This window comes from Acidovorax sp. Root275, assembly GCF_001428965.1.
GTDB lineage: Bacteria > Pseudomonadota > Gammaproteobacteria > Burkholderiales > Burkholderiaceae_C > Acidovorax > Acidovorax radicis.
In genome coordinates, this window is record NZ_LMJH01000001.1 from 1,717,265 (window position 1) to 1,738,574 (window position 21,310).

Here is a 21,310-nt window from a genome sequence, read left to right on the forward strand (position 1 = left end):
CGATAACAAACTTTGGTGGAGGTAAACGGGATCGAACCGATGACCTCTTGCATGCCATGCAAGCGCTCTCCCAGCTGAGCTATACCCCCACTTAATGACACCAACCACACTGTGTTTGTTGTCATCATCTGAGCCTTGAATTATAGACAGATTTTCAGCGGTTTCGCAAACGCGCTACAACTTTTTCACGTCCGACCAATTCCAGCACCGCATCCACCGACGGCGTGTGGGCCGTGCCCACGGTCAGAACCCGCGCGGGCATCGCAAGCTGGGGCATCTTCAGGCCTTGGCTGGCGAGCACCTGCTTGAACGCAGCGCTGATGGAGGCCTTGTCCCATGCGCAGGCAGACAACGCATCGGCCAACGCATCCAGTGCGGGAGCAATGGTTTCGGTGACATGCTGGCTGCGTTCTGCATCCACGGGCGTCACTTCGCCATAGAAGACATGGACCCAGTCGGCGAGCGCCACTGTGGTGTCGCACCGATCCTTGAACAAGGCGCAAATCCGCGCAAGCCGTCCATCTGCCAGCGCTTCGGCCGATACCCCCCTCTGCTGCAGCTGCGGGGCTACCAGTGCGGCCAGGGCATCATCGGCCATTGCCTTGAGGTGCTGGGCGTTGACCCAGCGCAGCTTCGCCTCATCGAATTGGGCGGCGCTGCGGCCCAGGTGGTCGAGGTTGAACCATTGCAGGAACTGCTCGCGGCTGAAGATCTCGTCGTCGCCATGGCTCCAGCCCAGGCGAGCCAGGTAGTTGACCATGGCGTCGGGCAGGTAGCCCTCGTCGCGGTACTGCGTGACAGGCTTGGCGCCGTTGCGCTTGCTCATCTTCTCGCCCTGCTCGTTCAGCACGGTCGGCAAGTGGGCGTACACCGGCGGCTCCTTGCCCAGCGCGCGGAAGATGTTGATCTGGCGCGGCGTGTTGTTCACGTGGTCATCGCCGCGGATCACATGGGTGATGTCCATGTCGATATCGTCCACCACCACGCAGAAGTTGTAGGTGGGCGTGCCGTCCGGGCGGGCAATCACGAGGTCGTCGAGTTCGTCGTTGCTGATCTCGATGCGGCCCTTGACCTTGTCCTCCCAGGCCACCACTCCACCCTGCGGGTTCTTGAAGCGGAGCACGGGCAACACATCGGCGGGCACGGGCGGCAGGGTCTTGCCATCTTCAGGCCGCCAGGTGCCGTCATAACGGGGCTTCTCCTTGGCGGCCATCTGCTTTTCGCGCAAGGCGTCGAGTTCCGCCACACTCATGTAACACGGATACACATGGCCAGCGGCCTGCAGATCTGCCAGAACGGCCTTGTAGCGGTCCATGCGCTGCATCTGATAGAACGGGCCCTCGTCATGATCCAGACCCAGCCATGCCATGCCTTCGATGATCACATCCACCGCAGCCTGGCTGGAGCGCTCCAGGTCGGTGTCCTCGATACGCAGGATGAAATCGCCCCCCGTGGCCCGCGCGAACGCCCAGGGATACAGCGCCGAGCGGATGTTGCCCAGGTGAATGAAGCCCGTGGGAGACGGGGCGAAACGGGTGCGCACGCGGCCCGCGCTGGAAGCAGTGGTTTCAGTCATGTCAATAAGTTCTGGCCCTCTCGGGGCCAGCTTCAAAGTTCAATCAATCCAGAAAGCGGTAGCAAAGCCTGCCGCCAGATCGCCTTCAGGGAAAAAGCGATCTGCGGCAACCAACCCCCTACACCTGGGCGTTCGGCAGCGCCAGACGGGAGGTGTCTTCCTCGCCCTCTTCCGCTCCCACGCGCCCTTCGTTCAGGCTGGCGATGCCCTCGGCGGTGATGTCGCCGGTCACATAAACACCATCAAAGCAGGATGCATCAAACCCCACGATGGCGCTGTTGAGGGCGCCCACGGCCTTCTTCATGCCGTCGACATCCTGATAGATGAGTGCGTCGCAGCCAATCGCCTGGCGAATCTCCTCCACCGTGCGGCCATGGGCCACCAGTTCGCTGCTGGTGGGCATGTCAATACCGTACACGTTGGGATAACGCACCGGCGGCGCGGCGCTGGCCAGGTACACCTTGCGGGCGCCAGCGTCGCGCGCCATCTGCACGATCTCACGGCTGGTGGTGCCACGCACGATGGAGTCATCCACCAGCAGCACATTGCGGCCCTTGAATTCGCTGCCAATCACATTGAGCTTCTGGCGCACAGACTTCTTGCGAACGCCCTGCCCCGGCATGATGAAGGTCCGGCCCACATAGCGGTTCTTGACGAAGCCCTCACGGTACGGGATGCCCAGCAGATGCGCCAGTTGCGTGGCACTGGGGCGGCTGGACTCCGGGATCGGAATGATCACGTCGATTTCATTGGGTGGCACAGTGGACACCACGCGCTTGGCCAGGGCCTCGCCCAAGTTCAAGCGGGCCTGGTACACCGAGATACCGTCGAGCACCGAGTCGGGACGCGCCAGGTACACAAATTCGAAGATGCAGGGATTGAGCTGCGGGTTTTCTGCACATTGGCGGGAATGCACCTTGCCATCGAGCGTGATGAAGATGGCTTCACCCGGATCAATGTTTCGCTCGAATACCTGCGAGGTACCCTCGAGCGCCACCGATTCGCTGCCCACCATCACGGTGCCATCCTGGCTGCGCCCCATGGCCAGCGGGCGGATACCGTGCGGGTCGCGGAAGGCCAGCAGGCCATGGCCCGCGATCAGCGCTATCACTGCATACGAGCCCTTGATGCGCTTGTGCACCGCACGCACCGCGGTGAAGACATCTTCAGGCTGCAGCGGTACACCGCGGGTGGCACGCTCCAGTTCATGCGCGAACACGTTCAGGAGAACTTCAGAATCGCTGTCCGTGTTCGTGTGGCGGTGGTCCGTCAGGAACAGCTCTGCGCGCAGCTCACGGGCATTGGTCAGGTTGCCGTTGTGCACCAGCACGATGCCAAAGGGGGCATTGACGTAAAACGGCTGCGCCTCTTCTTCGCTGTAGGCATTGCCCGCCGTGGGATAGCGTACCTGGCCCAAACCAACGTTGCCTGGCAACGCACGCATGTTGCGGGTGCGGAACACGTCGCGCACCATGCCCTTGGCCTTGTGCATGAAAAACTTGCGGCCCTGCTGGGTCACGATGCCGGCTGCGTCCTGGCCGCGGTGCTGCAAAAGCAGCAAGGCGTCATAGATCAGCTGATTGACGGGCGCTGGGCTGACGACGCCGACGATTCCACACATAGTTTGTATTCCATCCGTTTGCGGGAACAGCCCCGCGGCAATCAAGCGGCAACGGCTTCTGGCCGCCACCGCATCGCTATCAAGAAGGCAGATGCCTTCCAAATTCGTCCGGCAACGCCGGTTTCAAGCCCTTGAGCACTTCGGCCAGCACCGGAGCCCCTTGGGACTCCTGCCACCACAGGGCTTCACGCATGGGCGTGAGGCCTACCACCACAGCCACGGCCAACAGCACAACCACCCCACGCAATACCCCGAAGGCGGCGCCCAGCGTGCGATCTGCGGGCCGCAGGCCAATGGCATCCACCAGCTTCTTGGCCAGCCAGGTCACAAATCCGCAAGCAAACACCGACGCAACAAACACCACGACAAAACCTGCGGCATACCGCAAAGAATCTGCCGATTCGCCCATGGGCAGCAACGCCGCCACGTCCTGAGCAAACCATTGCGCCACAAAAAAAGACACCACCCACCCCAACAAAGACAACACCTCAAACACCAGCCCGCGCCAGGCGCCTATCAGCATCGAGGCGAGCAGCACCGCGACAAAAATCCAGTCGAGTGCAGCCATGGTGCAGGCAGCCCTTGGTGGTTTACAGGGTCAGGACGGAGGCTGACAGGTCCAGCGCCTTGATGCGCGCCGCAGCCTTGTCCGCTTCTGCCCGGCTGGTGAATGGCCCCACACGAACCCGCGTGCGCTTGCCATCTTTGGTGTCCACCACCTGGGTATAGGTTTTCATCCCGGAACGCTCCACCTTGGTGCGAGCCTCACGGGCCTTGTCCGCATCCGCAAAAGCTCCCACCTGCACGATGAACCGGCCGTCTTCCGCGTTGGCGGAAGCAGCGGCAGGCTCTGCCGACCGGCCCTCCAGCAACGCACGCGCACGGGCAGCCTCGTCCGGGCGCTGCACGGGCTTGGGATCAGCAGGCGCAGTCGGCTTGGGCTCTGGTTTCGGTTCCGGCTTTGCGTCAGGCTTGGCAGGTGCGGAAGGAGCGGGCCTGGATGCGGCGGGGCGCGATCCCTGCACCAACTCTTCGCCATCCGCGAGGCCATTGCCCACCGCGCTGTGGTTGCGCTGGGGCGCGGGGCGCGGGGCGGCTGCCACTTCCTGGGAAGGTGGGGTAGAAGGCTTGGCGGCCGCAGGCGCGTCTGCCACCGGCGCGGGAACCACCAGAGGGGCCACCTTGTTCCGGTCCGGTATCTCGATGGGAATATCCACCGGAATGGGCCGAGGTTGCGTGTCAAACAGCATGGGAAAGCCGATCACCCCGACCAGCACCAGCACCGCTGCGCCGATCAGCCGATGGCGGGCCCGGCGACGCATCACCTCGATGCTCTCGGCCTGCGGGGCCCGCGGTCGCTTGGACGGCTTTTCGGCCTGCGCTTGTTCACCCTGACCGGGCCACCGAAACTTGAAAAATGCCATGGAATAACGACTCGTTCGGACCTCAGAACCTGTCTATTGGCCCAGATGTTTGGCGTGCAGGCGAGGTATTCCGTTGATCAGCACACCACCCACCGTGTAAAACGAGCCAAAGACCACGATTCTATCAGCCGGGTCTGCGGCAGCGACCGCGGCCTGCAAGGCCTCCATGGGGTCTGCATGCAGGGTGGAGGTGACGTCGCGGCGCCCGCCCGCGACCATCTGCACTGCGTTCCACTTCTGCTGCAGGACTGCGGCGGTCTCGGCGCGCGGGGTCGGCAGGCTGGTGAAGTACCAGCGGTCCACCAGCGGACCCACCTTGGCCAACATGGGGCCCAGGTCCTTGTCGGCCATGGCGCCAAAAACAGCGTGTGTCGTGGGGAAGAACCCCATGGCATCCAGATTGGCCGTGAGCGCGGCCACCGAATGCGGGTTGTGCGCAACATCCAGCACCAGCGTCGGTTGCCCGGGCACGATCTGGAACCGGCCCGGCAGTTCCACCAGGGCCAAGCCATTGCGCACGGCCTGGGCCGTGACCGGAATGCGCTCGCGCAGGGCCTCCAGCGCAGCCAGCACGCCCGAGGCATTGATCAGCTGGTTGGCACCACGCAGCGACGGGTAGGCCAGCCCCGCATAGCGGCGGCCCCGCCCTGCCCAGCTCCATTGCTGCTTGTCGCCCGAGAAGTTGAAGTCCTTCCCAAAGCGCCACAGATCGGCCCCGATTTCCAGCGCGTGGTCGATGATGCTCTGAGGCGCCATGGGGTCACCCACGATCACCGGGCGGCCTGTACGCATGATGCCGGCCTTTTCCCGGCCAATGCTCTCGCGGTCCGGCCCGAGGAATTCGGTGTGGTCGATGTCGATGCTGGTAATGATGGCGCAGTCGGCATCAATGATGTTGGTGGCATCCAGGCGCCCGCCGAGCCCGACCTCCAGGATGGCCACGTCCAGCCGCGAATGGCTCATGAGACGCAGGATGGCCAGCGTGGTGAACTCAAAGTACGTGAGGGAGACTTCATCACCATTTTGGGTTCTGGCGCTCTCCACCACCTCAAAGTGCGCTATCAAATCAGAAGCAGACACAATTTCGCCGTGTACGCGGCACCGCTCTTCAAAATGCACCAGGTGGGGCGACGTGTACACGCCCGTGCGGTAGCCCGCCTGCTGCGCCACGGCTTCCAGCATGGCGCAGGTGGACCCTTTTCCATTGGTCCCCGCCACCGTGATCACAGGGCAATCAAACCGCAGCGCCATGCGGCGTGCCACTTCGCGGACACGGTCGAGCCCCATGTCGATGTTGCGGGGATGAAGCTGCTCGCAATGGCGGAGCCAGCCTTCCAGGGTGTGGATTTTGGTATGCATACAGGGCGGGATTGTCGCCCAGCCACAAGTTCGAGGATGATGCGCGGCATGACAACCTCACACATCACCGTCTACGGCATTCCGAACTGCGACACCGTCAAGAAATCCCGCGCCTGGTTCACCGCGCAGGGGCTGGACCACGCGTTCCATGATTTCAAGAAACAGGGCGTTCCCGCTGCCCGACTGCCCGACTGGATGTCCGCCGCCGGCTGGGAAAAGCTGGTCAATCGCCAGGGAACCACCTGGCGCAAGCTCGAATCTGACACACAGGCGGCCGTCCAGGATGAGGAAAGTGCCAGTACCCTGATGCAAGCCCAGCCCAGCGTGATCAAACGCCCGGTGGTGGAGTGGCAGCATGGTGGCCAGACACACATCTCCGTCGGCTTTGCGCCCGATCAGTGGCAAATCTGGATGAACGAGGCTGCAGGCGCCTGAATCAAGCGCCCAGACCGGAGAAATTGCACAAATCTTTACGCAGATTTACGGCGACCAGGCCCTGAATTGACCGTGCGGGCCTAAACTTTTCTGCAGTCTGGTGCGTTATATACCGACCCGTAAGGAGTCTCTCCATGAAAAAGATCGTCATTTTTTCCGCAATGGCTGCCATCGCCACCATGGCCAGTGCCCAAGAGCAGGGCCGTGTGCTCTCAGCCACCCCCATCGTTCAGCAGGTTGCCACGCCCCAGCAGGTGTGTGGCAATGAAACGGTGTACAGCGGCAACCGCACCAGCGGCGCTGGCGCCGTGGTGGGGGCCATCGCAGGCGGTGCTGCCGGCAACGCCATCGGCAAGGGCAGCGGCCGCGCCGCCGCCACAGCCATTGGCCTCATCGGTGGCGCCGTGATCGGCAACCAGATCGAAGGCGGCCAGCCGCAGTACCAGAACGTGCAACGCTGCACGACCGAGACCTACTACGACAACCGCACGGTGGGCTACGACGTGGTTTATGAATACGCGGGGCGCCAGTACACCACCCGCACCCAGACCGACCCAGGCCGCTGGATTCCCTTGAGCGTGCAGCCTGCAGGTCAAACCTATTCCACGCAACCCGACCCCTACGCCTCGCAGGGCGTCTACAGCCAGCCTGGTGTGGTGACCTCGACCTACCCTCCGCAGCCCGTCTACCAGCAGCAACCCACCTATGTGACGCCACCCGTCACGGTGATCGAGTACGGCTACGACAGCCGCCCGTATTACCCGCACCACCGCAATCCCTACTGGCGCTAAGCCACCGGTAATTGCCATTGCAAAGAGCCCTTCGGGGCTCTTTTGCTTGGGCAATCCGCAGATGGGGGATTTTTAGTGGGACCCTGCCGACAAGGTTGCCGCCCCCCTGCCCTAAAATCGCGGGTTTCCTCCTACCTTATCCAGCGCACCCATGACCACCGAAAAAATCGACGGCGTGTCCGTCACCACCCAGGCCAATGTGTACTTTGACGGCAAGTGCGTGAGCCACGGCATCACTTTTGCCGATGGCACAAAGAAGTCGGTGGGCGTGGTGCTGCCCGCTACGCTCACCTTCAACACCGGCGCGCCTGAGATCATGGAATGCGTGGCCGGATCGTGCGAATACAAGCTGGCTGGCACCGACGCCTGGGTGAAGTCCTCGGCGGGCGAAAAATTCAGCGTGCCCGGCAACTCGAAGTTCGACATCCGTGTGACCGAGGCCTACCACTACATCTGCCATTTCGGCTGAAATTTGATTATTTTTGGCCTCTAGCGCTTATCCATAAAGCGCAAGCAGCTATCATTTTTGACAAGCATTCCATGGCAACCATCCTCCAGAACCTCCCCCTCGGCCAAAAGGTCGGCATCGCATTTTCCGGCGGCCTGGACACCAGCGCAGCCCTGCACTGGATGAAGCTCAAGGGCGCCGTGCCCTACGCCTATACCGCCAACCTGGGCCAGCCTGACGAGCCCGACTACGACGCCATCCCCCGCAAGGCGATGGAATACGGTGCTGAAAAAGCCCGCCTGGTGGACTGCCGCACGCAACTGGCCCACGAAGGCATCGCCGCCCTGCAGGCCGGCGCGTTCCACATCTCCACCGGCGGCCTGACCTACTTCAACACCACGCCCCTGGGCCGTGCCGTGACCGGCACCATGCTGGTGGCCGCGATGAAGGAAGACGACGTCAACATCTGGGGTGACGGTTCGACCTTCAAGGGCAACGACATCGAGCGCTTCTACCGCTACGGCCTGCTGACCAACCCGTCGCTCAAGATCTACAAGCCCTGGCTGGACCAGCTGTTCATCGACGAACTGGGCGGCCGCGCCGAGATGTCGGCGTTCATGACCCAGGCCGGCTTTGGCTACAAGATGAGCGCCGAGAAGGCCTACAGCACTGACAGCAACATGCTGGGCGCCACGCACGAAGCCAAGGACCTGGAGTTCCTGTCCAGCGGCATCCGCATCGTGAACCCCATCATGGGCGTGGCGTTCTGGAAGGAAGAAGTCGCCGTCAAGGCCGAGGAAGTCTCGGTTCGCTTTGAAGAAGGCCAGCCAGTCGCGCTGAACGGCGTCGAGTTCAACGACCCGGTCGAGCTGATCCTCGAAGCCAACCGCATCGGCGGCCGCCACGGCCTGGGCATGAGCGACCAGATCGAGAACCGCATCATCGAAGCCAAGAGCCGCGGCATCTACGAGGCCCCGGGCCTCGCGCTGCTGCACATCGCCTACGAGCGCCTGGTGACCGGCATCCACAACGAAGACACCATCGAGCAGTACCGCATGAACGGCCTGAAGCTGGGCCGCCTGCTGTACCAGGGCCGCTGGTTCGACCCCCAGGCCATCATGCTGCGCGAAACCGCCCAGCGCTGGGTGGCGCGCGCCGTGACCGGCACCGTGTCGCTGGAGCTGCGCCGCGGCAACGACTACTCGCTGCTCAACACCGAATCGCCCAACCTGACCTATGCGCCCGAGCGCCTGTCGATGGAAAAGGTGGAAGACGCGCCGTTCAGCCCGCTGGACCGCATTGGCCAGCTGACCATGCGCAACCTGGACATCTCGGACACGCGCGACAAGCTGGGCGTGTACTCGCGCGCCGGCCTGCTGTCACTGGGTGGCAACGCGGCACTGGCGCAGCTGGGCGACGACGGCAGCAAAAAATAGGGAAAAATGCCTCTAGCGCTTTGTTGACAGGCGCTACAAGCTATTAAAAACAGAGCAACCGCCCCGCCCTCCGGCCGGGCGGTTTTTTTGTCGCCCAGAAAAACCGGCTCCACTGCACCACCACCACCCCCTCACTGGGGAACAAAAAAGAAATCCTGCAGCTCCTGCCGGTTCTGTACGCCCAGCCGCGTGTAGATCTGCCGGCGGTGGTAGGTCGCGGTATTCGCGCTGATGCCCATGCGGGCCGCGATCTGATCTTCCGGGAGGCCGCGAACCAGCCAGTAGGCCAATTCATGCTGGCGTTGCGGGAGGCCAAGCGTGCGCAGCGCGGGCAGAAGCCGGGCCACACGCGGAGCCCGCTGGGTGATATGGAGGCTGATCGCGTGCCCTTGGCCCGTTGCAGCGGTCATCTGCGTGGCGCGCAGCAAAAACCAGCCACTTGCATTGTGCAATTCCAACTGCGGCACCGCCGGTGCCGGACCGCCGTGGATCAGCCGCTGCGCGGATTGCAGACGCTGCAGCAGCGTGTGCAGCGCGGGGGGGAGTTCAGTGCGGCGGTACCAGCGCGGTCCAAAGGCCAGCGCCATCAGCTGATCGGCCTGCGGCGAGGTCCACAGCAACTGCCCCCCTGGGGTGGTGATGAGCACGGCGCTGTCGTGCAGCACGCTGTCTTCGGTATCCATTTCGCCAAGCTGTAAGGTCCGCGCCAACCAGGGCTCCAGCCGTCCGAGCATGGCCACGTCCTCGGGGGCAAAACGCGCTGCCCCGGGCCGCCGGTACAACTTGAGCGCACCCACACCCTGGCCCTGCGGCGTGCGCAGCACCAGGCTCAGGCAGTCCAGCAATTCAGCGGGCCGCAGCACCAGGTTGTAGAAATCGCTGCGCATGAATTGCGCCATGGGCACCTTCAAAAGCTCTTCCATCACCTGAGTTCCATGGTCGCCGCGCACGGCGGCAGCGAAATCGTGCGCGCTGCGGCGTATCACCTGTTGTTCGGTGGCCATGAGTTGCGGGTCGAAATAGGTGTGCATGCACCCGCGTGCGATGGAAGGCTCGATGTACGCATCCAGCCCCCCATCCGTGCCAGGATAGAAATACCCGCCGGTATCAAAGTCAATGATGCGGTGCAGTTCGTGCAACACGGGCTCGATGAGCAGGGGCCCGTTGAGATCCAGGCAGGCCATTTGCTGCAGTCGCGCAATGGCTTGCTGGTGGGTGCGGGGAAGGGGCATGAAGGGTGGTGGTGGGGCTGTGTGGGCGGGAACGCGGCATCGGCAACCTACCACACCGTCTGGCGGTTAGCCCCACCCCGAGGGGTGGGGCGCCGCGCGGCGGCGGCTCCTACACTGGATTGTGAGCTTCGCAAGGCCATCTCACCCAGCAGCTGACCTTTGCTTCGCGTCCATTCCCATTTCCCGCAGAAATCTTGCCCCATACATGGTCCGATCCCTGCTGAAAACCGCCTTCCCATTTTGGGTCGCACGCCTTCAGCCCAGCGTGCTCGCTGTACACCGCCATCGTCACGCTGAATCGCAATGACCGGGGACGTGTTCGACACAACACAAAACCACGTCAAAACCTTAGCAGCTGGCGCTTGAATCACAAGCTATAGATGTCATTACTTATGAAAAAAACTTTGTTGGCCCTGGCTGCACTTGCACTGGCCGCCCACGCCAGTGCCGCCACCTACAACTTCACCGGCAACGCCTACGATCCGGCCAGTCTGCATAACTTCACCGCCCCGTGCAGCGCCGGCAACTGCGGCAACTTCACAGCCGCCATGGCACCTGTAGCTACCTTCACCACGGCATTGCCACTAGCGCCCAATCTCAATGACACCGACGTCACCACCGACGTCGCCACGTTCTCGGCGTTCGACGGGCTGACCACCTATGCCAGCGGCGACCCCCTCGTCCAATTGATCGTTGCCCGAGCCACAACCGATGCCAGTGGCCAGCTGACCTCGCTTCAGCTGGTCGCCGTACGCTGGCAGAGCCCTGGACCACACGTAGGCGGCAACGTGCGCCTCGACTCGGTGAACACCACGTCTGGCAGCTCCCACAACGTCATATGCCTGGCCACCGCTCCTGTGCCCGGGGGCGACCTATGCACGATCAGCGAAGCTGCCGGGAGCACAGACAGCAACACCAGTTGGGCTCAACCCGGTTTGGCACCCGGAGGCCCCGGCAACCTGCACGCGGTGCCAGTGGACAACCCTATTGCCCTGCTGCTCACCGCCACAGGCTTGCTAAGCGTAGCGCTTCGTACCCGGCGCAGAACCGCCCGATAAAAAAGCTCACCAGCGCTTTAACTACAAGCGATAACGGCAAATCTCGATGGGACGCAGCCCTTGCCCCAGACTGCAGAAAGACAAGTCATCAAGGATTCACATGCCATTGCGGGCTGTAGCGCTTGAAAGAAAAGCATCAATTGATATAAAAAATATAGCAATTAGATCAATCCAGCGGGCCTACACCACCACCGGCTCCGGCTCCAGCCGGATGCCAAAGCGTTCGTACACGCTGGTCTGGATGGCCTTGGCCAGCGTCATGACCTCGCCCCCCGTCACGCTGTCGCCGCCCCGCCCCCGGTTGACCAGCACCAGGGCCTGTTTTTCGTACACCCCGGCCTTGCCGATGGATTTCCCCTTCCAGCCGCAGGCATCGATCAGCCAGCCCGCCGCCAGCTTGATGCTGCCGTCCGGCATGGGGTAGTGCACGATCTTGGGCTCGCGCGCGATGATGTCGGCACACTGGTCGGGCGACACCGTGGGGTTCTTGAAGAAGCTGCCCGCGTTGCCCACCACGGCGGGGTCGGGCAGCTTGGCACGGCGGATGTCGCAAATCCAGTCAAAGATCTGCTGGGCGCTGGGGTGCTCCACGCCCGCCTCGGCGCGGCGGCGCTCCAGGTCGAGGTAGCCCAGGACGGGCTTCCAGGGCTTGGGCAGCCGAAAGCGCACATGGGTGATCACCGCCCGCCCTGCCAGCCCCATGCCGCGCGGCAATCCACTGCCGTCCAGCGATTCGGAGGGCGCATGCTTGAAGACGGAATCGCGGTAACCAAAGCCACATTGCGCGGCATCCAGGCTGAACGGCTGGCCGGTGGTCAGATCGACGGCATCGAGCGACTCAAAACGGTCCTGCAGCTCCACGCCATAGGCGCCGATGTTCTGCACGGGCGAGGCCCCCACGGTGCCGGGGATCAGCGCCAGGTTCTCCAGCCCCGGGAACCCGTGCGCCAGCGTCCAGGCCACCGCGTCGTGCCAGACCTCGCCCGCACCCGCCTCCACGATCCAGGCCTTGGGGGTTTCCTCGATCAGCCGCAGGCCCTTGATTTCCATCTTGAGCACTACAGGCTTCACGTCACCGGTCAGGATGATGTTGCTGCCGCCGCCCAGCACAAACTTGGGTGCCGGAGCCAGCTCGCCATCGGCCAGAACGGCCTGCAGATCCGACACGGAGCGCACACGCACCAGGGTTTGGGCGCGCGCAGCAATGCCAAAGGTGTTCCAGGGCTGCAAAGGGGCGTTTTTCTCGACTACCATTGGCCCGATTGTCGCACTCAGCCTTTCGGGCCCCTGCGATTTGCACCTGTTTTCCCTGAGATTGAGAGCCGCCATGCCATCTTTTGACACCGTCTGCGAAGCCAACCTGGTTGAAGTGAAAAACGCCGTCGAAAACACCGCCAAAGAAATCGGCACCCGTTTCGACTTCAAGGGCACTTCGGCCAGCATCGAGATCAAGGACAAAGACATCACGTTGATCGGCGACGCCGACTTCCAGCTCACCCAGATCGAGGACGTGCTGCGCAACAAACTCACCAAGCGCAACGTGGACGTGCGTTTTCTGGACATGGGCGATGTGCAGAAAATGGGCGGCGACAAGGTCAAGCAGGTCATCAAGGTGCGCAACGGCATCGAGAGCGAGCTGGCCAAGAAGATCCAGAAGCTCATGAAGGAGAGCAAGCTCAAGGTGCAGGCAGCCATTCAGGAAGACAAGGTACGCATCACCGGCGCCAAGCGCGATGACCTGCAGGCCGCCATGGCGCTCATCCGCAAGGATGTGACCGATGTACCCCTGTCGTTCGACAATTTCCGCGATTGACGATGAAGCACCCCCTGAGTCGCCTTCGGCGCCTTCCCCCTCTCCTTCGGGAGGTTGACGCCACCCGTGGCCTGGCAAAGCCAGTTCCACGGTGGCACTGGCTTGGGCCACGCCGGTTTCAGGGGATGCGGGCGGTGCGTAGCGCAATGGGTGCCAACTCTGTTCTCGCATGGGTGCTGGCCGCTCTGTGTCTGGCTCCGTCCTGGGCCAGCGCCCAGGCAGTCGCGCTGGCAGGCATGCTGGGCAGCAAGGCCCTGCTGGTGGTGGACGCCAACCCACCGCGTGCCTTGGGTGCGGGCGACGAATACAAAGGCGTGAAGGTCCTCGCCATCACGGCGGATGAAGCCACCGTCGAAGTCAAAGGCGCGCGGCGCGTGCTGCGGCTGGGCGAGGCCCCAGTGAGCGTTGGCGCCCGGGGAGGAAGCGGCAAGCGTGTCGTGCTGATGGCCGACAGCCGGGGACATTTCATCAACAGCGGCACCATCAACGGGCGTGTCATGCAGTACATGGTGGACACCGGTGCATCTACCGTGGCCATCGGGCGCCAGGACGCCGAGCGCATGGGGCTCAACTACCAGAACGGCCAGCCCGTGCGCATGAACACGGCCAATGGTGTGGCGCAAGGGTGGCGCATGAAGCTCGACTCGGTGCGCATCGGTGATGTTGAGGTGTTCGGGGTCGAGGCCATCATCACCCCGCAGCCCATGCCTTATGTGCTGCTGGGCAACAGCTTTCTGACCGAGTTCCAGATGACCCGCATCAACGACCAGATGGTGCTGGAAAAGCGCAATTAACTGCGCCTGGCCCACACGCACTGCCTGCCATGTCTGCCCACCACTCCACCGGCACCCCACACCACGCCGAAGGCGAATACGAGGACTTGCTGGGCCTGTGGTCAGACCTGGAATCGGCGCTATCGGTGCTGCTGTCCCGGCCGCTGCAGGTGCAGGACTTCGCTGCCAAGGTGCGCCAGTTCGATGGCTGGCTGCAGGACCTGGTGGCGCACGATATCGACGCGGCGCTGTACCTCATGTTCCAGCTGGCGTCCACGTCCACCGTGGGCTACAGCGCCTCCCACGCGCTGGTGTGCGGCACCCTGTGCCACATCATGGCGCACGAGCTGCACGTGCCACCCCGGGAACGTGACAGCCTGGTGCGTGCGGCCTTGACCATGAACATCGGCATGACCGCCCTGCAGGACGAGCTGGCCGAACAACGCGAACGCCCCACGCCCGCCCAGCAGGAGGCCATCAAGAGCCATCCGGAAGAAAGCATGATGCTGCTGGAGCGCCTGTTCATCAACGACACACTCTGGCTGGACGTGGTGGGGCAGCACCATGCCACCGTGGCCGACCGTGTGCCACTGGCCAACCAAGAGCCTGAAGACCGTCTCACACGCATCCTGGGCACCATCGACCGTTACGCAGCCATGATCAGCCCGCGCAAATCCCGCGCGGGCCGCAGCGCCACCGACTCGGTGCGCGCCATCGTCGGGCAGGAGATCGATCAGCACGACGAGGTGAGCTACACCCTGGTGCGTTCCATTGGCCTGTGCCCGCCGGGCACCTTTGTGAAGCTGGACAACGGCGAAACCGCCATCGTGCTGCGTCGCAGCGAAAAGGCCAACCACCCCCTGGTTGCCAGCCTGCTGGACCGTACCGGTACCCACCATGCGCAACCCAGCCTGTACCAGACGGCCACGGGAAAACCACGCATCCAGTCCGCTTTGGCCCGCTCGGCCGTGAGCCTGGAACTCAACCACCGCACCATGGTGCGACTGGGGCTGTATGCCGCCCAGCACAGCGCCGGGCTCCGCGGGCTGATTTCCGGACCGGGTTCACTGTAGAAGCCCGCAGACGGAACGTGCCCCGCAGGCAACGCGCCGCGGCGCTGCCCGCCCCCGGTTCAGGCCGCTACTTTGCCGGCTTGCCTTTGCCCCCAGCGTCCGGCTTGGCCTTCTTGCTGCCCAGGCGCGACTCCTTGCCTTCGATGAGGCGCTGGATGTTCTGCTTGTGGCGCCAGGCCAGCAGCATGCCCATCACGATTATGGAGGCCGCAATCGTGCCCTCGGCATACCACACCACCCCATCCACCAACAGGTAATACACCGGCGCGAAGGCGGCAGCCACCAGCGAAGCGAGGGACGAATACCGGAAGAAAAACGCGATGATGAGCCAGGTGGCAGCCGTGGCAAGTCCCAGCCAGACGCTGATGCCCAGCAGCACGCCCAGCGCGGTAGCCACGCCTTTGCCCCCTTCAAAACGAAAGAACACAGGCCACAGGTGACCCAGAAATGCCGCCAGCCCCACCATCGCCACGGTGCCGTCTTCCAGCCCATAAGGGTGGCCAAACCACATCACCAGCGCAACGGGCAGCCAGCCCTTCACGGCATCCAGCAGCAACGTCACGATGGCCGCAGCCTTGGATCCCGAGCGCAACACATTGGTGGCGCCGGGGTTCTTGCTGCCGTAGGTGCGCGGATCGCTCAGGCCCATCACACGCGTCACGATGACGGCGAATGACAGCGAGCCCAGTAAATAGGCTGCCACGGCGGCAAGGATGGGGTACACGGCGGTCAAAGCAACTCCTCAATATCAGGGGACGGCGGACGGTCTGCCGTGGCGGCCTATTCTGCCAGCGCGCAGTGCACAGGTTTGGCACCCAGCAACTGCACACATACCTGCGGATCGATTTGCACCAAAAATCCCCGCCGGCCGCCGTTGATGGCAATCTGCGGCAGCGCGAGGATGGACTCTTCGATGTATACCGGCATCGCGCGCCGTGTGCCAAACGGCGATGTGCCACCCACCAGATAGCCGCTGTGGCGGTTGGCCACCTCGGGGGCGCAAGGCTCTACCGACTTGGCGCCAATCTGTCGAGCGAGATTCTTGGTAGAGACTTTGCGGTTGCCATGCATCAGCACCAGCAAGGGCTTGGCATCCTGGTCCTGCATCACCAGGGTCTTGACGACGGTGAAGGGGTCGAGGCCCAGCACCTCGGCGCTGTGCAGAGCACCGCCATGCTCCAGGTATTCGTAGGGGTGCTCGGTGAACGCCACCTTGTTCGCCTTGAGCAACTGGGTGGCTTGGGTCTCGGAGACGTGTTCTTTCTTGGCCATGGTGCGATCCGGATAGGGGGTGAATGGTATCCACTCGCGAGACCCGATCGCCTATGAGGTCGACCAGAATCACGGAGGTTTGGTGACCCGCCCCACGGAGGTCTTGCGCCGCCCTACCTTGCGCTTGCCATACTGTTCGATAGCAGTCACCAGCGCCTGTGTGAACTGCTGCACCAGCGCCGACGGCGTCCGCCCCTCCACGGCCAGCACCTGCAGGCGCCGCTGCTGCAACTGCGCCTCGTCAAACGGCCGGGCCGCCAGCAGGCCCGCCTCCACCCAGCGCGCCGCCGTGAGGTAGCTGGCCAGCGCCACATCCTGCCCATCCAGAAGCGGCAGCAGCGCGGAGGAAAAATTGCTTTCCACCGCCGGTACGTAACGCAGCCCCTGCACCGCACAGCTCAGGTCAAACAACTGCCTGCCCGTGATGCCAGTAGCGCCCAGAAGCAGCGGGTAGCGCACCACATCGGCCACACTCACACTGCGTTGGCGGGCCAGCGGGTGCTGCGCGGGCATGATGGCGTAGATGGGAGCAATGGCCGAGTGCAGCACCTGCAAGCCCTTTTCGGGCGCCACGCTGTACTTCAGCGCCAGATCGACGTCTCCGCGCTGTACGAGGGCCGACACTTCCTGCGGCACGTCCACCAGCAACTGCAGCTGCACCTGGGGGTGCATCTGCCGAAACGTGCTCATCACCAGCGGCATGAAGCTCGCTGCAAACCCTTCGGTGCAGGCCACCCGCACGCGCAAGGCCTCCTGGGCCGACAGCCCTTGCAATTGCTCTACCAGCTCCGTGGCCTGCGCGTCGTGTGCCGTGGCATGGGCGAGCAGCCGGGTGCCCGCTTCGGTCAGCGCCATACCACGGGCTTGCCGCTCGAACAGCACCACGCCCAGGCTGTCTTCCAGCTTCCCAAGCTGGCGGCTCACAGCCGATGCGGCCACGTGCAGGCGCTGCGCCGCCTGGTTGACGGAGCCGGTGCGCGCCACTTCCAGGAAGTAGCGCAAGGGCAGGCTGAGCAGTGAAACGGGCATGGTGCACCTTGAACAAAAAGGCAACGGTCAGTTGCAAAATCTCTATCCAAAGCAATGGTAAACCGGCTCCCATCTTGCAGGGTTTAAGGCTCCAATTCACCCATGGCAGCGTGTGCCAGCGGTCGCCTTTGCGCCGGAGCCGCCACCACCCCACGCCTCAACCTCTGGAGCCTGCATGAAAAGCCTTGTCCGAGTCTCTTTGCTGTCTGCCGTCCTGGCCACCTTCGCCAGCGCCAGCACTCCCATCCTTGCCCAGACGGCTGCGCCCGCCGAGGCGTGGCCCGAGCGCGCGGTGCGCCTGGTCGTGCCCTTCCCGCCCGGCGGCGGCACCGACGCCGTCGCCCGTGCGCTGGGCCAGAAGCTGTCCACCCGACTGGGCAAGCCCGTGGTCATCGACAACAAGCCCGGCGCCTCCACCATCATCGGCACGGACAGCGTGGTGAAGGCCGAACCCGACGGCTACACCCTGCTGGTGTCCGGCTCGACCAGTTACACCGTCAACGCCGCGCTGCGCCCCAAACTGCCCTACGACCCGCTGAAAGACCTGGCCCCCGTGGCCATCATCGCGCGTGCGCCGCTGGTGGTGGTGGTCAGTGCCGCCTCGCCCCACAAGGACCTGGCCTCGCTGCTGGCTGCGGCCAAGGCTGCACCCAAAACCGTCAACTACGCCACGTTCGGCTCGGGCTCGGCCCCGCACCTGGTGGGCGCGCTGCTGGAGCAGGCCGCGGGCGTGCGCCTGCAGGACGTGCCCTACCGTGGCAGCGCACAGGCGATGATGGGGCTGATCGGCGGGGAGATCCAGATGGCCATCGACACCGTGGCCAGCGCCGCACCCCATGTGCGTTCGGGCAAGCTGCGCGCACTGGCCATCGCGGGCAACGAGCGCGCCCGCGCCCTGCCGTCGATTCCCACTGTGCGGGAGCTGAAGCTGCCGGACGCAGCCTTTGACGGCTGGTACGCCGTGGCAGCCCCTGCGCGCACGCCCGCGCCCATCGTGGACAAACTGATGAAGGAAGTAGAGGCCGCCATGCGCGATGTCCAGCTGCAGGACCAGATCCGAGCCCAGGGCATGGAGCCCGTGTTTGTGGGCCCCAAGGCCATGCACGCCGCCATGGAAGACGAGATCGGCCGCTACCGCGCGCTCGCCCACCGCGCACAGATCGTGGTGGAGTGAACCCCGCAAGGAGACCATGATGAACCGAGAACAACTGATCCAGAACGTCCACCGCTACTTCGACGATGGCCGCTTTGCCAGCGACCTGCGCCGCCGCGTGGCCTGGCGCACCGAAAGCGACACAGGACAGGTCCCCCCCACGCTGCGCGCCTACCTGACCGATGAAATCGTGCCTTGGCTGGAGCCACTGGGTTTCGACTGCCAGGTGCTCGACAACACCGACCCCAGGGGAGGCCCGCTGCTGCTGGCACGCCGGGTGGAAGACCCCGCCTTGCCCACCGTGATGACCTATGGCCATGGCGATGTGGTCAACGGCCAGGACAGCGCCTGGCGCGAAGGCCTGTCGCCCTGGGAGCTGACCATCGAAGGCGAACGCTGGTATGGCCGTGGCACCGCCGACAACAAGGGCCAGCACACCGTCAGCCTTGCGGCGCTGGCACACACGCTGGAGGCCCGCCAGGGCCGTCTGGGCTACAACGTCACGCTGCTCATGGAGATGGGCGAAGAGGCCGGCTCTCCCGGCCTGGGCGCCTTCTGCGAACAGCACCGCGAGGCACTGAAGGCCGACCTGTTTGTGGCCAGCGATGGCCCCCGTGTGAGCGCGGCGCGCCCCACCCTCTTCCTGGGCTCGCGCGGCGCCATCAATTTCTCGCTCACGGTACGCAGCCGCGACAAGGCCTACCACTCGGGCAACTGGGGCGGCGTGCTCGCCAACCCCGCCACCGTGCTCACGCATGCGCTGGCCACCCTGGTCGATGCCAAGGGCCGCATTCTGGTCAAGGGATTGCTGCCACCTTCCGTGCCCAACAAGCTGCGTACGGCCCTGAAAGACGTGGCCATTGGCACCGGTGCCGATGACCCTGCGCTCACCCCCGGCTGGGGCGAACCCGGCCTCACGCCTGCGGAGCAGCTGGTGGGCTGGAACACGCTGGAAGTGCTGGCACTGGGCTCGGGCAATGCGCAGCGGCCGGTCAATGCCATTCCCTCCCAGGCGGCGGCACATTGCCAATTGCGCTTCGTGGTGGGCACCGACTGGAAGAACGTGAAAACCACGCTGCGCGAGCACTTGGACGCGCACGGTTTCAGTCAGGTGGATATCTCTATCGGCATGGAGTGTGGTGCCACTCGGCTGGACCTGCACAACCCCTGGGTGGACTGGACCCTGGCGTCCCTGCAAGCCAGCGCGGGCCAGCCAGCCACACTGTTGCCCAACCTGGCGGGCTCCCTGCCGAACGACATCTTTGCAGACCAGCTCGGCCTGCCCACGCTGTGGGTGCCGCACTCGTACCCGGCCTGCGCGCAGCATGCGCCCAACGAACATTTGCTGGCCTCCGTGGCGCGCGAAGGCCTGGCCGTGATGGCCGGGCTGTTCTGGGACCTGGGTGAAACCAACGGCGTGCCGTGGAAGGAAGGCGCGCTGAGCACGACCACCAGCGCCTGAAAGTGGCGCGGCCCGGCCAGTGCCCCCGCGCAAGGGACGCCCCGCCGCGCTGGGGGCGTCCCCCTGGGGGGATGGCGCGAAGCGACTCAGGGGGGCTTCACAATGCCGGGTCGCGCAGCTCCCAGCGGATGGCATCGATCGCCTGCAGCACCTCTGGCGACAGCGTGGTGCCCCATGCGGCCAGGTCTTCATCGAGCTGCGCCACCGACGTCACACCGATGATGGTGCTGGCAACCTGCCACTTGGTGTAGCAGAACGCCAGTGCCATCTGCGTGGGCGTCATGCCGTTGGCGCGGGCCAGGGCGTTGTAGCGGCGCGAGGCCGTGAGCGCCTCGGGCCGACCCCAGCGCTGCTTGCGCACGGATTCATACGTGGAAATGCGTGCGCCCTGGGGAGCGGAAGGGCCGGTGATGCCACTTTCGTCGTACTTGCCCGTCAGCAGGCCAAAGCCCAGCGGCGAGTAGGCCAGCAGCGACACGTCCAGCCGGTGGCAGGTTTCATCCAGGCCGTTTTCCCACGTGCGGTTGATCAGGCAATACGGGTTCTGCACGGTGGCCACGCGGGGCAAGCCATGCTGCTCGGCCAGGCGCACAAATTCGTGCACGCCGTAGGGCGTCTCGTTCGAGAGACCGATGTACCGCACCTTGCCCGCCTTCACCAGCCCGGCCAGCGCTTCCAGCTGCTCGTGGATCGGGGTGGTGGAGGTTTCCTTGGAAGGGTCGTAATACAGATTGCCGAAAGCGGGCACATGGCGCTCAGGCCAGTGGATCTGATAGAGATCGATCACGTCGGTCTGCAGGCGGCGCAGGCTGCCTTCGCAAGAGGCGACGATGTCCTTGGCCGACATGCCCTTGTTCTCACGCACCCAGGGCATGCCGCGCGAGGGGCCTGCCACCTTCGTGGCCACCACAAGCTTCTGGCGGGCGCCGGGGTTCTTGGCAAACCAATTGCCGATGATGGTTTCCGTGGCGCCAAAGGTTTCTGCCTTGGCGGGCACCGAATACATCTCGGCGGTGTCGATGAAGTTCACGCCCCGCTCCAGCGAACGGCTCAGGATGGCATGCGAATCGGCTTCATTGACCTGTTCACCAAACGTCATGGTGCCCAAGCAGATGGGGGTGACAAGCAGGTCACTCTGACCCAAGGGGACTTTGTTCATGCGGTAGAAGCTCCAGAAGACGAAAAAAGCGGCAAAAATGGACCACACACCCTGCAGCCGCGTGAAGAGAAGACACGCAGCGCAGGCAGCTGCAGCCAGTGCGGTAGCAAGCCCGGACGGCGATGGTACAAGCGAACGCCAAAGCTTGCCCGAGGCCCGCCAAGTGGCCCCGGCAGCGCAGCCGCCTAGGCGACAG

The 21,310-nt window shown here is 64.0% G+C and carries 21 protein-coding genes and 1 tRNA gene; 10 read left to right on the forward strand and 12 right to left on the reverse strand.

Features of this window, described 5'->3' with window-relative positions; genetic code table 11:
* Positions 1–13: 13 nt before the first annotated feature.
* From ASE52_RS07635 to folC, 6 genes are all read right to left on the reverse strand, one after another.
* A tRNA-Ala gene (locus ASE52_RS07635) sits at positions 14–89 on the reverse strand.
* Positions 90–154: 65 nt separating this feature from the next.
* Positions 155–1,576 (reverse strand): glutamate--tRNA ligase, encoded by a 1,422-nt coding sequence (gene gltX, locus ASE52_RS07640; RefSeq protein WP_057224909.1) that lies wholly within the window; start codon positions 1,574–1,576, stop codon positions 155–157.
* A gap of 118 nt (positions 1,577–1,694) precedes the next feature.
* Entirely contained in the window at positions 1,695–3,197 is a 1,503-nt protein-coding gene (gene purF / locus ASE52_RS07645; protein ID WP_057224911.1) for an amidophosphoribosyltransferase, read from the reverse strand.
* A 79-nt stretch (positions 3,198–3,276) separates the two neighbouring features.
* Complete coding sequence (locus tag ASE52_RS07650) at positions 3,277–3,765, reverse strand: CvpA family protein (protein ID WP_057224913.1); 489 nt, start codon at positions 3,763–3,765, stop codon at positions 3,277–3,279.
* 22 nt (positions 3,766–3,787) lie between these two features.
* Positions 3,788–4,621 carry an SPOR domain-containing protein gene (locus ASE52_RS07655; protein WP_010465790.1) on the reverse strand — a complete coding sequence of 278 codons (834 nt, stop codon included), beginning with the start codon at positions 4,619–4,621 and terminating at the stop codon, positions 3,788–3,790.
* Positions 4,622–4,654: 33 nt separating this feature from the next.
* Positions 4,655–5,980, reverse strand: coding sequence for a bifunctional tetrahydrofolate synthase/dihydrofolate synthase (folC, locus tag ASE52_RS07660; protein WP_057224915.1), 1,326 nt, complete (start codon positions 5,978–5,980; stop codon positions 4,655–4,657).
* A 48-nt stretch (positions 5,981–6,028) separates the two neighbouring features.
* Here folC and ASE52_RS07665 point away from each other — a divergent pair, with 48 nt between their 5' ends.
* The 4 genes from ASE52_RS07665 to argG all read left to right on the forward strand — a co-directional run bounded on the left by ASE52_RS07665 (position 6,029) and on the right by argG (position 9,090).
* The gene (locus ASE52_RS07665; RefSeq protein WP_057225302.1) at positions 6,029–6,415 is read left to right on the forward strand and encodes an arsenate reductase; all 387 of its coding nucleotides are present in this window, start codon (positions 6,029–6,031) and stop codon (positions 6,413–6,415) included.
* Positions 6,416–6,549: 134 nt separating this feature from the next.
* Positions 6,550–7,206: a glycine zipper 2TM domain-containing protein gene (locus tag ASE52_RS07670; RefSeq protein ID WP_057224917.1), complete on the forward strand. Its 657-nt coding sequence runs from the start codon at positions 6,550–6,552 to the stop codon at positions 7,204–7,206.
* A 151-nt stretch (positions 7,207–7,357) separates the two neighbouring features.
* Positions 7,358–7,675 (forward strand): pyrimidine/purine nucleoside phosphorylase, encoded by a 318-nt coding sequence (locus ASE52_RS07675; protein ID WP_010465797.1) that lies wholly within the window; start codon positions 7,358–7,360, stop codon positions 7,673–7,675.
* 71 nt (positions 7,676–7,746) lie between these two features.
* On the forward strand, positions 7,747–9,090 hold the full coding sequence (gene argG / locus ASE52_RS07680; protein WP_057224919.1) for an argininosuccinate synthase: 1,344 nt from the start codon (positions 7,747–7,749) through the stop codon (positions 9,088–9,090).
* Between the two features lie 131 nt (positions 9,091–9,221).
* Here the strand turns inward: argG and ASE52_RS07685 are convergent, their stop codons facing one another.
* On the reverse strand, positions 9,222–10,322 hold the full coding sequence (locus ASE52_RS07685; protein ID WP_057224921.1) for a helix-turn-helix transcriptional regulator: 1,101 nt from the start codon (positions 10,320–10,322) through the stop codon (positions 9,222–9,224).
* Between the two features lie 392 nt (positions 10,323–10,714).
* Between ASE52_RS07685 and ASE52_RS07690 the strand changes: the two genes are divergently transcribed.
* Complete coding sequence (locus ASE52_RS07690) at positions 10,715–11,380, forward strand: hypothetical protein (RefSeq protein ID WP_057224923.1); 666 nt, start codon at positions 10,715–10,717, stop codon at positions 11,378–11,380.
* 180 nt (positions 11,381–11,560) lie between these two features.
* Here the strand turns inward: ASE52_RS07690 and murB are convergent, their stop codons facing one another.
* Positions 11,561–12,634, reverse strand: coding sequence for a UDP-N-acetylmuramate dehydrogenase (gene murB / locus ASE52_RS07695; protein ID WP_057224925.1), 1,074 nt, complete (start codon positions 12,632–12,634; stop codon positions 11,561–11,563).
* A gap of 73 nt (positions 12,635–12,707) precedes the next feature.
* Here murB and ASE52_RS07700 point away from each other — a divergent pair, with 73 nt between their 5' ends.
* The 3 genes from ASE52_RS07700 to ASE52_RS07710 all read left to right on the forward strand — a co-directional run bounded on the left by ASE52_RS07700 (position 12,708) and on the right by ASE52_RS07710 (position 15,039).
* Positions 12,708–13,193 (forward strand): YajQ family cyclic di-GMP-binding protein, encoded by a 486-nt coding sequence (locus tag ASE52_RS07700; RefSeq protein WP_008906652.1) that lies wholly within the window; start codon positions 12,708–12,710, stop codon positions 13,191–13,193.
* 146 nt (positions 13,194–13,339) lie between these two features.
* Positions 13,340–13,987: a retropepsin-like aspartic protease gene (locus ASE52_RS07705; RefSeq protein WP_140426156.1), complete on the forward strand. Its 648-nt coding sequence runs from the start codon at positions 13,340–13,342 to the stop codon at positions 13,985–13,987.
* Positions 13,988–14,016: 29 nt separating this feature from the next.
* The gene (locus tag ASE52_RS07710) at positions 14,017–15,039 is read left to right on the forward strand and encodes an HD domain-containing phosphohydrolase (RefSeq protein WP_010465811.1); all 1,023 of its coding nucleotides are present in this window, start codon (positions 14,017–14,019) and stop codon (positions 15,037–15,039) included.
* Positions 15,040–15,106: 67 nt separating this feature from the next.
* Here the strand turns inward: ASE52_RS07710 and plsY are convergent, their stop codons facing one another.
* The 3 genes from plsY to ASE52_RS07725 form a co-directional block, all read right to left on the reverse strand.
* Positions 15,107–15,772 (reverse strand): glycerol-3-phosphate 1-O-acyltransferase PlsY, encoded by a 666-nt coding sequence (plsY, locus tag ASE52_RS07715; RefSeq protein WP_010465813.1) that lies wholly within the window; start codon positions 15,770–15,772, stop codon positions 15,107–15,109.
* A 47-nt stretch (positions 15,773–15,819) separates the two neighbouring features.
* Positions 15,820–16,311 carry an aminoacyl-tRNA deacylase gene (locus ASE52_RS07720; RefSeq protein WP_010465814.1) on the reverse strand — a complete coding sequence of 164 codons (492 nt, stop codon included), beginning with the start codon at positions 16,309–16,311 and terminating at the stop codon, positions 15,820–15,822.
* 69 nt (positions 16,312–16,380) lie between these two features.
* The gene (locus ASE52_RS07725; RefSeq protein ID WP_057224929.1) at positions 16,381–17,340 is read right to left on the reverse strand and encodes a LysR family transcriptional regulator; all 960 of its coding nucleotides are present in this window, start codon (positions 17,338–17,340) and stop codon (positions 16,381–16,383) included.
* Positions 17,341–17,515: 175 nt separating this feature from the next.
* On the opposite strand from ASE52_RS07725, the gene ASE52_RS07730 reads away from it, so the two are divergent.
* Both ASE52_RS07730 and ASE52_RS07735 read left to right on the forward strand, forming a co-directional pair.
* Positions 17,516–18,514, forward strand: a complete 999-nt coding sequence (locus ASE52_RS07730; protein WP_057224931.1) for a tripartite tricarboxylate transporter substrate binding protein — start codon at positions 17,516–17,518, stop codon at positions 18,512–18,514.
* 19 nt (positions 18,515–18,533) lie between these two features.
* Positions 18,534–19,955 (forward strand): M20 family metallopeptidase, encoded by a 1,422-nt coding sequence (locus ASE52_RS07735; RefSeq protein WP_057225304.1) that lies wholly within the window; start codon positions 18,534–18,536, stop codon positions 19,953–19,955.
* A gap of 97 nt (positions 19,956–20,052) precedes the next feature.
* Here the strand turns inward: ASE52_RS07735 and ASE52_RS07740 are convergent, their stop codons facing one another.
* Positions 20,053–21,114, reverse strand: a complete 1,062-nt coding sequence (locus ASE52_RS07740) for an aldo/keto reductase (protein ID WP_010465818.1) — start codon at positions 21,112–21,114, stop codon at positions 20,053–20,055.
* Between the last annotated feature and the right edge of the window lie 196 nt (positions 21,115–21,310).

What these genes read in the sequence shown, in the direction of transcription:
- gltX (WP_057224909.1), bottom strand. Translation starts at nt 1,576, where the DNA reads ATGACTGAAACCACTGCTTCCAGCGCGGGCCGCGTGCGCACCCGTTTC.
- purF (WP_057224911.1), bottom strand. Translation starts at nt 3,197, where the DNA reads ATGTGTGGAATCGTCGGCGTCGTCAGCCCAGCGCCCGTCAATCAGCTG.
- ASE52_RS07650 (WP_057224913.1), bottom strand. Translation starts at nt 3,765, where the DNA reads ATGGCTGCACTCGACTGGATTTTTGTCGCGGTGCTGCTCGCCTCGATG.
- ASE52_RS07655 (WP_010465790.1), bottom strand. Translation starts at nt 4,621, where the DNA reads ATGGCATTTTTCAAGTTTCGGTGGCCCGGTCAGGGTGAACAAGCGCAG.
- folC (WP_057224915.1), bottom strand. Translation starts at nt 5,980, where the DNA reads ATGCATACCAAAATCCACACCCTGGAAGGCTGGCTCCGCCATTGCGAG.
- ASE52_RS07665 (WP_057225302.1), top strand. Translation starts at nt 6,029, where the DNA reads ATGACAACCTCACACATCACCGTCTACGGCATTCCGAACTGCGACACC.
- ASE52_RS07670 (WP_057224917.1), top strand. Translation starts at nt 6,550, where the DNA reads ATGAAAAAGATCGTCATTTTTTCCGCAATGGCTGCCATCGCCACCATG.
- ASE52_RS07675 (WP_010465797.1), top strand. Translation starts at nt 7,358, where the DNA reads ATGACCACCGAAAAAATCGACGGCGTGTCCGTCACCACCCAGGCCAAT.
- argG (WP_057224919.1), top strand. Translation starts at nt 7,747, where the DNA reads ATGGCAACCATCCTCCAGAACCTCCCCCTCGGCCAAAAGGTCGGCATC.
- ASE52_RS07685 (WP_057224921.1), bottom strand. Translation starts at nt 10,322, where the DNA reads ATGCCCCTTCCCCGCACCCACCAGCAAGCCATTGCGCGACTGCAGCAA.
- ASE52_RS07690 (WP_057224923.1), top strand. Translation starts at nt 10,715, where the DNA reads ATGAAAAAAACTTTGTTGGCCCTGGCTGCACTTGCACTGGCCGCCCAC.
- murB (WP_057224925.1), bottom strand. Translation starts at nt 12,634, where the DNA reads ATGGTAGTCGAGAAAAACGCCCCTTTGCAGCCCTGGAACACCTTTGGC.
- ASE52_RS07700 (WP_008906652.1), top strand. Translation starts at nt 12,708, where the DNA reads ATGCCATCTTTTGACACCGTCTGCGAAGCCAACCTGGTTGAAGTGAAA.
- ASE52_RS07705 (WP_140426156.1), top strand. Translation starts at nt 13,340, where the DNA reads ATGGGTGCCAACTCTGTTCTCGCATGGGTGCTGGCCGCTCTGTGTCTG.
- ASE52_RS07710 (WP_010465811.1), top strand. Translation starts at nt 14,017, where the DNA reads ATGTCTGCCCACCACTCCACCGGCACCCCACACCACGCCGAAGGCGAA.
- ASE52_RS07720 (WP_010465814.1), bottom strand. Translation starts at nt 16,311, where the DNA reads ATGGCCAAGAAAGAACACGTCTCCGAGACCCAAGCCACCCAGTTGCTC.
- ASE52_RS07725 (WP_057224929.1), bottom strand. Translation starts at nt 17,340, where the DNA reads ATGCCCGTTTCACTGCTCAGCCTGCCCTTGCGCTACTTCCTGGAAGTG.
- ASE52_RS07730 (WP_057224931.1), top strand. Translation starts at nt 17,516, where the DNA reads ATGAAAAGCCTTGTCCGAGTCTCTTTGCTGTCTGCCGTCCTGGCCACC.
- ASE52_RS07735 (WP_057225304.1), top strand. Translation starts at nt 18,534, where the DNA reads ATGAACCGAGAACAACTGATCCAGAACGTCCACCGCTACTTCGACGAT.
- ASE52_RS07740 (WP_010465818.1), bottom strand. Translation starts at nt 21,114, where the DNA reads ATGAACAAAGTCCCCTTGGGTCAGAGTGACCTGCTTGTCACCCCCATC.